The 11680-nt window shown below is 60.5% G+C and carries 10 protein-coding genes and 3 pseudogenes; 10 read left to right on the forward strand and 3 right to left on the reverse strand.

Annotation, left to right across the window (positions count from 1 at the left end):
- Positions 1-278 precede the first annotated feature (278 nt).
- The 6 genes from EEB13_RS30265 to EEB13_RS30290 all read left to right on the forward strand — a co-directional run bounded on the left by EEB13_RS30265 (position 279) and on the right by EEB13_RS30290 (position 6958).
- Positions 279-536 carry a hypothetical protein gene (locus EEB13_RS30265; protein ID WP_045063387.1) on the forward strand — a complete coding sequence of 86 codons (258 nt, stop codon included), beginning with the start codon at positions 279-281 and terminating at the stop codon, positions 534-536.
- Positions 537-565: 29 nt separating this feature from the next.
- Positions 566-2041, forward strand: a complete 1476-nt coding sequence (locus EEB13_RS30270) for a sodium:solute symporter (RefSeq protein ID WP_239654581.1) — start codon at positions 566-568, stop codon at positions 2039-2041.
- A gap of 44 nt (positions 2042-2085) precedes the next feature.
- Positions 2086-3519, forward strand: coding sequence for an amidase (locus EEB13_RS30275; RefSeq protein WP_045063703.1), 1434 nt, complete (start codon positions 2086-2088; stop codon positions 3517-3519).
- 67 nt (positions 3520-3586) lie between these two features.
- A complete protein-coding gene (locus tag EEB13_RS30280; protein ID WP_045063383.1) occupies positions 3587-5533 on the forward strand; it encodes a primary-amine oxidase in 1947 nt (648 codons plus the stop codon).
- On the forward strand, positions 5533-6033 hold the full coding sequence (locus EEB13_RS30285) for a hypothetical protein (RefSeq protein ID WP_052683270.1): 501 nt from the start codon (positions 5533-5535) through the stop codon (positions 6031-6033). Before EEB13_RS30280 ends, EEB13_RS30285 begins: the two co-directional genes overlap by 1 nt.
- Before the next feature lie 397 nt (positions 6034-6430).
- Positions 6431-6958: a hypothetical protein gene (locus EEB13_RS30290; protein WP_141486958.1), complete on the forward strand. Its 528-nt coding sequence runs from the start codon at positions 6431-6433 to the stop codon at positions 6956-6958.
- Between the two features lie 163 nt (positions 6959-7121).
- Here EEB13_RS30290 and EEB13_RS30295 read toward each other — a convergent pair whose 3' ends face one another.
- Both EEB13_RS30295 and EEB13_RS32350 read right to left on the reverse strand, forming a co-directional pair.
- Complete coding sequence (locus EEB13_RS30295; RefSeq protein WP_141486959.1) at positions 7122-7433, reverse strand: hypothetical protein; 312 nt, start codon at positions 7431-7433, stop codon at positions 7122-7124.
- 273 nt (positions 7434-7706) lie between these two features.
- Positions 7707-9043, reverse strand: a pseudogene (locus EEB13_RS32350) (TIGR03118 family protein).
- Positions 9044-9751: 708 nt separating this feature from the next.
- On the opposite strand from EEB13_RS32350, the gene EEB13_RS30305 reads away from it, so the two are divergent.
- The 4 genes and pseudogenes from EEB13_RS30305 to EEB13_RS32530 all read left to right on the forward strand — a co-directional run bounded on the left by EEB13_RS30305 (position 9752) and on the right by EEB13_RS32530 (position 11467).
- Positions 9752-10144 carry a hypothetical protein gene (locus EEB13_RS30305; RefSeq protein WP_045063380.1) on the forward strand — a complete coding sequence of 131 codons (393 nt, stop codon included), beginning with the start codon at positions 9752-9754 and terminating at the stop codon, positions 10142-10144.
- 164 nt (positions 10145-10308) lie between these two features.
- Positions 10309-10887: a hypothetical protein gene (locus tag EEB13_RS30310; RefSeq protein WP_239654578.1), complete on the forward strand. Its 579-nt coding sequence runs from the start codon at positions 10309-10311 to the stop codon at positions 10885-10887.
- 126 nt (positions 10888-11013) lie between these two features.
- Positions 11014-11109, forward strand: a pseudogene (locus tag EEB13_RS32525) (2-oxo acid dehydrogenase subunit E2); the annotation flags it as partial.
- A 58-nt stretch (positions 11110-11167) separates the two neighbouring features.
- Positions 11168-11467 (forward strand): annotated as a pseudogene (locus EEB13_RS32530) (2-oxo acid dehydrogenase subunit E2).
- Here EEB13_RS32530 and EEB13_RS32535 read toward each other — a convergent pair.
- Positions 11360-11590 (reverse strand): hypothetical protein, encoded by a 231-nt coding sequence (locus tag EEB13_RS32535; protein WP_052683266.1) that lies wholly within the window; start codon positions 11588-11590, stop codon positions 11360-11362. The pseudogene EEB13_RS32530 and the gene EEB13_RS32535 overlap by 108 nt on opposite strands.
- Between the last annotated feature and the right edge of the window lie 90 nt (positions 11591-11680).

Below are 11680 nucleotides of genomic sequence, written 5' to 3' on the forward strand. Positions count from 1 at the left end.
GGAAAGGCATGCCGCAATCGGCGGCCTCGGGGACGTCATTGAACCCAAGTATTAACAATTCCTAACTACCTGTGCAAATGGCAAAAGAACCTCGGTGCGTTTCCGGCTCATTTCGATCAGTTTCGGTCTGATTAACACGTCGCATCCTTCGTTACGTTTCGGTTGCCCATGTTGCCTCTCGGTGGGTGTCGTGGCTTAGTAGCAATATGCCTTAACGATTCGGCATCGGATCCAATCGTCGACTGGTGCCGTTCACTTCGCGACGTAAGGAGACATTCATGGCTACGAACATCTCGCCCCATCTCAGACCCACACGCACAACAGAATCCAGGGCCAAGCAGACCACGTGCCGCGTGTTGCTCTCTCTCAGCGTGATCCTCGTGGTGTTCCCTGGATTCCATTGGGCGGTCGACTCACTCGTCACTGCCTCGATCTACTTCATGGGTACCGCGACCTTCATCGCCGCTTCGGTGATCTACATGTACTTCGTTGATCGGACGCACGAATCTCGCCCAGTAGACGGGGCAACCCGATGAACATAGTTATTGGCTACGGCCTTGTCGCAGTGTTCCTCATCTTGGTAGTAGTAGTTCTAGAAAAAACGTCGAAGCGTCCGGCGTCAGGATTTAGCGACTATGCGACCGGCGGCCGTTCGTTTGGGTCGTGGTTCCAGGCCATGTCGTTCATGAACACATGGCTGCCAGGATCGATCTTCGTTGCATTCGCGGCAGGTGTCGTCGCTGGCGGCGCGATTGGGTTTTATGTGCTGCTCTATTCGCTACTCGCAGCAATGATTATGTTCTTCATGGCGGGCCCGGTCCATGTCTGGGGCGTCAAGTTCGATCTCCGCACCCAGGCAGATCTGCTCGGATTTCGCTACCAATCGCGGGCTGTTCGGCGAACCGCGGCCGTCATCGGCCTCGCGTGCATGTTCCCCTGGGCGATTCTCGGTTTCCAGTCGCTGAGCTTGGTCTTCCAGACGCTCGGCTATGGTTCGGTCTCTGCCCTGGCTGCCATCGTCATCAGCATTGTGGTCCTTGCGTTCCGCCAGATCTGGACGGTTCGAATGGGTATGCGCGGTGTGGTCGTCAGCGACATGATCCAGGGAATCGTCGCCTATGGCCTAGGTTTTGTGGTGATCCTCGGCATGATCAGCTGGCTGATCCCGAACGGATACACTCTGGATCAGGTGCCGGCGGAAGCGTTTTCGCTGCCAGGGCCGGGAAGTGAGCTTGGCCCGCTGTACCTGATGTCTATTGTCGGAACGGGTGCCATTGGCGGCTGGTGCTGGCCGGATATCTTCGTCCGGCTGTTTACCGCACGTAGCGTCTCTGCCATCAAGAAGTCGGCAGCACTGGCCGCTCCCATGCTGATGGCATTTTGTTCAGCCCTGCTGGTAATGGCCTTGCTTGCCAGCACTATGCCTGGGGTTCAAGAAGATCCGATTAGTGTGTGGTTCACCGTCACGGCTATTGGCGGACCGGTTCTAGTTGGTTTCGCCGGCGTATGTGTCATTGCGGCGACGATGGGCAATGTCGATGCGCTCATTCAGGCGTCGAGTGCCCAGATCACCAACGACTTCGGCCGGGAGACCGCTACTGCCGACGGTGTGGGGGAGACGTCCTTGGCGAAATGGGGTGCGGTGATCATCACGGCTCTCGCGGCCGTCGGAGCACTTCTGTGGGGTGACGGGGCGGGGTTGAACACCCTAGCCATCGTCTCCTATGCGGGAATTGTTCAGCTCGCGCCTACCTTGTACTTCGGATTGTTCTGGCGACGAGGAAGCAGCGCTGCGGCATTGGCGTCAATGATTAGCGGGTTTGCCGTTGCCGCGCTACTCCAGGTGCTCTACCCAACCTCGATTCCGTGGCTGGCCGGCATGACCTCGGGAATGGCTGGATTGATTGTCAATGCGCTCGTCTATATCGGCTGCGCCTACCTGGTACCGCAGTCGAAGTCTGAATCTGAACGCGTCAACACCATGTTTGACGCAGTAACTGCATCACTTGGCACTGCTAAACCGCTCTCTTCTGCGCAGTAGCGGCTCAACAATGCCTATCTGTCAAAGCATTTGAAAGGAATATGATGAACTCCGAGGAAATCAGTTGGGCACCGGCTACCACGCTCGCCCGCTCCATTGCCGGCGGTGAACTCTCGAGTTCGGCGGTCGCGGAAGTGATGGCTGACCGGATCGAATCACTGAACCCGACGCTCAATGCCTATGTGACCTATGACCGTGAACAGGTCCTTGCAGATGCAGCGGAGCTAGACCGCAAGCAAGCGGACGGCGAAAGAGTTGGTCCGCTGCACGGTGTTCCGTTCTCGATCAAAATGCTGACCTCGATGGAGGGCCTACCCCTGACGATGGGGATGAAGCCGTTCAAGGATGTTGTAGGGACGCGAGATGCGGCGGTTGTCCGCCGGATGAGGGCGGCAGGCGGACTGTTCCTGGGCAAGACCAACACTCCGGAATCTGGCTACTACGGCGGGACCGACGGGCACCTCTACGGCCCGGCCCACAACCCTTGGAAGACAGACTGCGGTACGGGTGGATCGAGTGGCGGTGCTGCGGGGGCGGTAGCCGCTGGACTCGGGCCGTTGGCTGAAGGCGGCGATGGGGCCGGCTCGGTCCGGATTCCCTCGTCGATTTGTGGCGTGGTCGGTTTCAAGCCGTCCCTGGGTAGGATCCCTATGTCTGTGCTTGAAGCGCGCCACGAAACCTGGGCGTTCCACGGTCCGATCACTCGAACCGTTGGGGACGCAGCTTTGATGATGAACGTGGTATCCGGATTCGATGCCGAGGATCCGCTAAGTCTGCCCAACGAGAGAATTGACTTTACACAGGAACTCGCCGGCGATATCGAGGGTTGGCGGGTCGCCTATTCACCGGACCTCGGCCTCGGCTATGTCGATCCTGAGGTAGCGCGGATCTGCCGCGACGCAGTTGAGGCGTTCGCCGAACTTGGGGCTACGGTTGAGGAAGCAACCCCATCCTGGCCAAACCCAGAAAAGGCTATGTGGGAGGGTATTTGGGTTCCAGGTTTCTCCGGCGAATACGACCTATGTGACTGGAAGTCGATGCACGGTCAGGTCGATGAAGGGTTCATCGACCTCATGCGGGCGGCTGAAGGGTTGTCGGTAGTCGATGCTGGCCGCGCTGCTGTGTTCCGCGGGCATATGTACGACACGTTCACCTCGTTTATGACCAACTACGATCTCCTGGTCTCGCCGACGCTTGCCTCGGCAGCTCTTCCGGTCGGCCAGTTCGCGCCGGACTGGCTGGACGGAGAGTCCTTGCAGCGCAGGCTTCTTGGTTGGTTGCTCACTTATCCGTACAACATGCTGACCAGTCCGGCTATCACTGTTCCGGCTGGATTCACCAGTGACGGACGCCCGGTCGGACTTCAAATTGCGGGTCGTCATCGCGCAGACGCGCAGGTCTTGCGGGCAGCCGCCACGTTCGAGAGCGTCCGGCCTTGGGCGCACAAGAAGCCTGAGCTTGCCATTTCATCTTCGTAGAGATCAGGAACTCCCTGACCGTGCGTTCCTTCCTACCCGGCTTTACACTCACGAGAGAAGCAAGACAATGACTGTTCAAGCCCCCGAACCTGTCACCACGACACAGGTAGATGTCATGGCAAGTCTGACCGCCGAGGAAATCCTGGCCGCACGTGCAATTGTTGTGCAGCACGGTGGAATTGACGAACACACTAGGTACGTTTATGTAGGCCTCATCGAACCGTCGAAGGGCGAGGTGATCGCCTATGAGAACGGTACGGGGCCAAAACCCGACCGCGTCGTCCGGATGATGCTGCTGCAGGTAATTACCGGCCTAGCGCATGACATTCGAATCTCTTTGACAAGTGGGACGATCTTGAAGGACGAGCGCGTCGACGGGACGCGTGGCCATCTACCGATCCTCGAAGAAGAGTTTACCGTGGTGGAGGAGGTCCTGCGCGATAGCGACAAGTGGAAGGAGTCGATGCAGGCCCGGGGCCTGGATCCAGCGAAGGTCGTCGTCTGCCCACTGTCCGCCGGGTTCTACGGAAATGAAGGGGGCGCTAGTGAGAGGATCCTGCGCTGCTTCGGATTCTATCGTGAATCCGAGGAAGACAGTGTTTGGGCACGCCCTATCGACGGCGTATGTGCCTATGTCGATCCGATCGGAAAAGTCGTAAGGGAAATAGTCGAGTACCGCCACTTTCCAGTACCTGAGGAAACCGCCAACTTCCACCTCGCCGAGTATCGCGGTGAGGAACTGAAGGGCCTCAAACCAATCGAGATCACACAACCAGAAGGGCCGTCCTTTGTTGTCGACGGATCGCGAGTTGAGTGGGCCAATTGGAAGTTCGGCATCAGTTTCGATGCCCGAGAAGGACTTATTCTGCGGCAGTTGACCTTCCGCGACAACGATGTGGACCGACCGATCATGTTCCGCGGATCGATAGCCGAGATGGTCGTGCCCTATGCAGACCCGGCCCCCACGCGGTACTGGCAAAACTATTTCGACACAGGAGAATACCTTTTCGGACGATTCACGAACTCGCTTCAGCTCGGCTGTGACTGTCTTGGTGAGATCCACTATTTCGATGCCACGCTCAGTGACGAACTCGGCAATCCGAGGACGATCCAGAATGCGATCTGCATGCACGAAGAAGACTTCGGCACACTGTGGAAGCACACGGATATGTTCACCGGGTCAACCGACGTACGACGTCAGCGCCGATTGGTCATCAGCTTCTTCACCACTGTGGGTAATTATGACTACGGTTTCTACTGGTATCTCTACCTGGACGGAACCATCGAATGTGAATCGAAGCTAACCGGAGTTCTCTTCCCGTCTGCATATCCGGGTGAGGGCTACGCGCACGCATCGGAGGTGGCACCTGGTGTGGGAGCGCCCTATCATCAGCACCTGTTTAGTGCGCGCCTCGATATGATGATCGATGGCATAGAAAACACAGTCCTCGAGGTGGATGCGGCCCGCACCCCGATCGGTCCAGACAATGTGCACGGGAATGCATTCACCAACATTGCAACAACGATTACCTCCGAAGACGAGGGCGGTCGGATGGCTGATGCGTCGGCGGGTCGGACGTGGCAGATTGTCAATCCGAACAAGACGAATCGCTTGGGGAAGCCCACCGGCTATGCACTGTATCCAACTCAGACGCCAACGCTGCTCGCCGATCCTTCCGCTGGAATCACAGAGCGGGCCACCTTCACAACCAAACATCTCTGGGTCTCTGCGTACGACCCGGAAGAGCGCTATCCCGCAGGCGATCTTGTGAACCAGAATCCCGGCGGCGACGGCCTGCCCTCGTACATGTCAGCGAATCGCAACTTGGACAACAGTGATGTCGTGCTTTGGCACACGTTTGGCCTGACCCACTTCCCTCGCCCAGAGGACTGGCCGGTGATGCCCGTAGACTACGCAAAGTTCACGCTCAAGCCTCATGGATTCTTCGACCGGAACCCGGCACTGAACGTGCCAGCCACAACGTCGAACCACTGCTGCACAGAATCCCAGTAGTGATCTTGACCCGTTTCACCGCCCGTCGTGCCTCATTGTGGGGGCGGCGGGCGGCGGCCGTCCTTGCCCTGTGTTCGGCAGGTCTGCATACCGGATCACTCATCGAGCATCGCAGTTCGCCATTGCTCGCCGGGATGATGGTCCTCATGATCATCGGCTGCGTACACTGTGCCCGACACCTGTGGATGTCTGGCAGACATCAGGATTGGGGCCTCGTTTCGATCGTGAGTCTGGGAATGATCGCAGTTCATCTAGCCGCCATGAGTTCCCGCACGGCTGGGGCAGGCGGTCACCACAAGGTTGCTGACGACACCACCATGCAGCTGGCAGTTGCGCATCAGGCTTCGTCACCATTGATGAATTCAGCCGTCGTCATTGCAGCCACGGAGGCAGTCCTTGCGTTCGCGGTGCTCATATATCGGACGCGTCATGATTTCGAGCAGCTGACCGCTGAGGATCTGAATCGGATGGCACATTCGGACCGTCGGAACAGTCGCTGATCTATCCTTGTTCGCACTCACGAATCTGGTTTGACAGCAAGAGAATTGATGGAAAGCATCTTCGCGATGCACGGTATTCCGAAAGTGGTCCACGTCGACCGTTGAGCATCGATGACCAGTATGACCGTCGCTGTCCTCCTGGTGAATATCGAGGTGGCGCGCTCGCACTCACGCGCGTATCGAACGACAACCCGAAATTCGGAGTCGTTGTTCAAGGCGTTGAATTACAGCGCGGGTGATCAATTTTGCTTGCATCGCATTCTCCGGACCAGAATAGTGATGCGACGACTGCCCAGGGCTATTCGTGTGAGCGCGCGTTCGATCTGGTGCTCGAACATGAAATCCATCGCCTGTTGAAGGCTTTCGCAGTTCGCAGTTCGCAGTTCGCCGTTGGCCGTTGGCCAGCTTCTTCGAAACTGCTGTCTGTGTCGGTGTCGCCGACGACGGGTGGGTCACGGTGTGGTCGGAACCGGTGTGTCCGACGGGGATGGGGTGGTGGGGCGATCGGTGTGCTGTCGGTGGGGATTTCGATGGGCGTCGGCTCGGGGGCGGTACCGATGTGTTGGGAGGAGTCGTCTGTGTCGGTTCCGGTTCGGTTGTCGGCACTGTGAAGGTCACGGGAATGACCGTGGCGGGCGCAGCTTTGCGTGTCGTGGATGCGACGGTGGTGTCGAGTTCGGTGGGGAACTTGATGATCGGATCGGATAGGGCGGTGACAGCCAGCACACGGGGTATGTGGTCAGCCGGATACAGATCGATGGGGGCGAGGGAAGGTTTCTCGGGGGCTGCGGTGACGCTCGCCGACGGAAAGTGTGGTGGCCTCGTGCGGTTGGCCAGGCGAACCCCGTGTGCGGGCGGTGGTCGAAACGGCGCTGCCAGGTTCTCGTCTGCTGCCGGGGTGGTGGGAGGAACCACGGCACGGTGAGGACCGCGGCGGCGACCACTGTCGTGGCTACTGCTCGCAGGTGGCGGGTCTGTGTCGGCGGTCGCAGGCCCTCCCGCACTGGTACGAGCGTTGTCGGTCGGGAGGCGGCGCCGATCAGCGCGGCACCCCCCGGCCATGACGGTGTCCGGGTGCGGGGGAACAATCACCGAAATATCCAGGCGCTCGATGTATTTCGCCACCCCGGAAGCGGTGGGGCGCCGGTGACGAGAACGACGTCGAGGGCGGATGCGTCCAGGCCGTCGGCACTGGCGTCGTAGACTAGCACGAAACCGTCGGTAACTGACCCGTGCTCGGACTCGAGCCAGGCGAGGGCCGCGGGTGGAGCGGTGATCAGTCCGACTCGGGCCAGCCCGGCCCGATCGAGCGCGGCCCGTAGGGTCCTCACGACGCCGTCGCCGTAGACCGCCGGGTACGTCAGTACGACGGGGTGTCGATGGGGGATTCGCCTCGGCAACCAGGCAGTGCACGGCAGCGGAGACAAGGTCCTGCCCGGTGTAGTGGTGGCAGTTCCCGGCAATGAAGACGTCCCCGATCCGCTCGGCGAACTTTGAGATCACCGCTGAGTCCTCGGGTGCGTCGCCCAGGCGGACCGTTGGGCCCGGTCCGAACGTCAGAGTCGATCGGCGCGTGAGCACCGATAGCGGTGTGCTCGTCGGCCGCGGTGGCGGCGACCGCATGCGCCGTCCCGACGTGAAGTCCGAGGCCTCGGGTCATGTTGTCACCCTGCTCAGTTCGCGGCACGGAGGCGGCCGAAGACGCCGTCTTTTTCGTCGGCGGGGCCGGCGGTGAAGTAGAGCGAGTTGCTGTCGCCGAGGCTTTCCCCGTTGCCGAACAGCAGTCCCCACAGCCATTCGATGCCGAGGACAGCACCGGATTCATCCCGAACGTAGTCGATGAAGGTTCCGGTGGTGTCGTCGAATGCGGCGATGTGTCCGGCACCGCCGAAGTTGCCGACCAGGATGCTGCCACTGAGCGCTCCGAAGTTCGCTGGCGCGATCGCTAGGCCCCAGGGAGCGTTGAGACGGCCGCCGTCGTCGAGTACCCGCACGCCGCCCCAGTCGAACTCGGCGACCTTGCCGCGGTCCGGGCGGTCGCCGACCGCGACCTCTCGTTCTGCATCCAACGAGTCCTCTTCGCTCGCATCGAAGTCGGTGCCGTCGGCGGAGTCCTCGGCAGCCTTGGTGACGGCGTAGGTGACGAAGACGCGGTCGCCGGTGGTGACGAGGTTGAACGGTGCGGGGTCACCCGGCCTCGCGTGCTTGCCCGACCCCGGGTTGGCGGGGTCGATCGGGTCGCCGGTCGCGAACGGGTTGACGAATCCTGTGTCGGGACCGGTTGCCAAGCCTTGTTGAACTGTCGGATCTGCGGGTCAATGCCGAAGTCTGCTACCCACAAGGTGTCGTCACGGCCGGGGGTGAGGGCGAGACCGAAGAAGTCATCCCCGCCGAGCCTCCGTCGAACATCTGCAACGCGGGTCCGTCGTGGCGGACGATCCGGCCGTCGGCACCCTGTTCGGTCCAGCCGGCGATGTGCCCTGTGTCGGTGGTGAAGAGGAATCATGATGAGCCGCTGAGCATTTCGAGGTGTCCGTCGACGGCGAAGCTATCGGAGTTCAGCGGTGCGGGGTTGAATGCTACGCCGGTGGTCTTTCCGCCGCCGGTGTCGGTGGTGTCGGAGTCGGCGCCGGGGATGGTGATCTCGCGCAGTGCGTCCTGGTGCAACGGTCGCAGCGCCAGGTTGGGGATGCGCTTACGTCGCCGACGAACTGGAACGACGTCCCGCCGCCGCCGATCCAGAAATGCCCACCCTCGCCTTGCGGTCTGATCGCAATACCCCAGGCGTTCACCATCTCGGGGGATGTGGTCGGTGCGCCGTACGAGTCGTTACTCGCCGCGAGCGTCGTACTGGCATATCGGTTGCCGGGCAGCGACTCGTGTCGGCCGCAGGGGTCGCGGGGCTGCAACCGGTCGCGCCGAGTAGTAGAGCAGCGAGCGGCGCCGCGCAGGCCGTGGCGACACCTCGAGGGGGAGATAGACGGACATTCCCGTTGCCATTGCGGCGGATACAGGTGGCCCTGCTGGGTGGGCGGAGTTGCAGCGTTTTCATTCGAAACCAGGGGAGTAGACATGGATCGACTCGACTTGGATGCGTAGCAAAGGCAGCACCCGGCCGGTGGCGGGAGTATCCGTGATGCGCCGTTGCTGGCTGTGGCGGGCATGCGGGTAGAACTCGAACCGTCAGCTCCGATTCGGTCACCGACACCTAGCGTCGCTCTTTCTGAATGCTCACGGGTGTGGTCGTGAGGACTGTTCACGTGAAGTCCGGGCGATCGCGGTAGGTGTTGCAGGGGCTGTGATGCGCGCATTGTGGTTTCAGAGTTTGTCGTTGAGGCGTTACCGCTTCAGCCATTGTGGGGCGCTGCTGACCGTTGCGAGCTCATGTAGCGCTGTGCTTATGCGACATTTAACACTCAGATCCCGGGTCATTGAAGTCAACAGCGCCATACGACATCGGGTAGCGGTGTCCCTTGTACGACGGCGTTGCCGTGGTCGTACCACCGATCCTCAAGCTTGTTGCGTTCAAGGGCGCGATAGTGGCGTTTGGGGGATGGTGGCTTCTGAGCAGGGGGAACGTGGTTTGCGGCAGGGCCAACAGTGGGTCGGCCAATAGTTTTGTCGGCCCGTTCCAGCGATGATCGGTGCCACACGAGCGTTGTGTTTGATGGCGGGTTTTTCGGATGTGATCTACCATGTGATTAGGAGGTGTATTTACATGACTACAGCGCATCCGAGGCCTGATCTCGCTGCCTACAATCTCGCTGCCCGCATGACGCAGGCGGAACTGGTGACCGCCCTGCGCGAGATGCTCGGCGCTCGCCTTGTCGCGTATCTCGGGAAGGTGAAGGAAACACGGGCGGTTCGTCAGTGGGCGGAGGGCACGCGAACGATCGGCAACGACACCGATGTCGAACGTCTCCGTATCGCGTACCGTGCCGCGAAGCTGATCGCTGCCCGTGACACTGCTACGGTCGCGCAGGCATGGTTTCAGGGTTTGAACCCGATCTTGGATGATCGTGCACCCGCGCTTCTTCTGCGTGATGGTGATCTGGCCGATGTCGGGCCTCAGGTACTTGCTGCTGCACGTCAGTTCGCTGCGGTCGGATGACCTCGGCTGGTCAAACTTTCACGTCGTTCGGTGCGCTGTCGTGCTCGTATGTCGACTGTGTGAGAGCTCATGGCATCGGTTTCCGTCCTGCGCCGTGGGAGTGGACTCCCTAGGAGTACGCCACCGGCGGTCGTTTCACCGGCCGTTGGGACGACCCAGGAGGGGTGTGGCGGACGTTGTATGTCGGTTCGACGCGACTTGCTTGTTATCTCGAAGTGTTGACCTATGCTCGTCCGAGCCCGGACATGGTCGCGGACCTCGACGACATCGAAGTCGACGATGAGGACCAGTTCGAGTTTCCTACGATTGCTCCTGGCGAACTCCCACTCTCCTGGTGTGCGCCGCGGATGACGACGGATGCGGCGCTGGCCGGGTGGTTTGTCGTGCCGGGTGATGTCGAGAGTTTGGCGGCCTTGTGGAAGGGGTTTCGCGGCACAGCGTTTCGGCTCGGCCTCGCCGATCTCGACGGTGCGGCTATCCGCGACGGCAAGCCGCGGGAATTGACACAGGTGATTTCGCAATGGATCAACACTCTCAACGGGCCAGACGGCAAGCCGATTGCCGGTATCGAGTTCGACTCCCGCCACGGTGACGGGTTGAGGTTGTGGGCGCTCTACGAACATCCGGGCGACCCGGCGATTTCTCCGTCCGTCACACCGCTTGACAACGCACCCGTCGACGCCCGTGATCCTCGTCTTGCCGAGGCGATGCGTCTGCTCGATCTTGTGTGGGTTGATCGATGAAGCAACCGTAGGTTTCGCGGCGGCCTCATCGCCCCCGGTATCGAGCTCGGCTACTACTCGGGCAGCACACACTGCCTGAGTGACAATCCGGTGGTCAACTCCGCGCTGGATGCCGACGTCACAACGGTGACGTACTACCGGGCGTGCCACCTCGGTATCGCTGTCGACAGTGATAAAGGTCTGATGGTTCCCGTAATCCGAAACGCTCAGAATCAAACAATCTCCGGTCTTGCTCAAAGCATCGCAAACGCCGCAGACCGCGTCCGTACCAGCAAGATCGGTGCCGACGAACCTTTCCGGCGGCACCTTCACGGTCACCAACACGGGCAGCCGTGGCGCCCTGTTCGACACCCCCATCATCACCCGCAGCAGTCGGCGATTCTGGGGACAGACACCGTTGTCGAACGACTCGCGCCGGTACACGATTCATCAGGCAACTTGACGATCTCGGTGGTCCCCCACGGTGTATCTCTCACTCTCGTACGATCATCGAATAGTCGACGGCGCAGATGCTGCTCGCTACCTCGGCGACGTCAAACGTCGATTGGGGCAGGGCTACACCCAAGCCGACTTGTTCTGAATGAAGGAGAACGCACGCGCACAAAGTGCGGTCCTCGAAGATCACGGCCACACGATCGGGGTATTTGGCTGCCGAGCGCCGCAGCACTCCATCGACGGTATTGGCGCGCGGGTTCAGATTCATGGTGGTTAGATTCTGGGGCGTCCAGCTAAAGCGGAAGCGGTAGCACTACTCGCACCACCCTCAAGTATGGCCCCGACTTGCTGCCGAACG

The organism is Rhodococcus sp. WS3 (genome assembly GCF_003797085.1).
In the GTDB taxonomy this organism is placed as follows: Bacteria; Actinomycetota; Actinomycetes; order Mycobacteriales; family Mycobacteriaceae; genus Rhodococcus_F; species Rhodococcus_F globerula.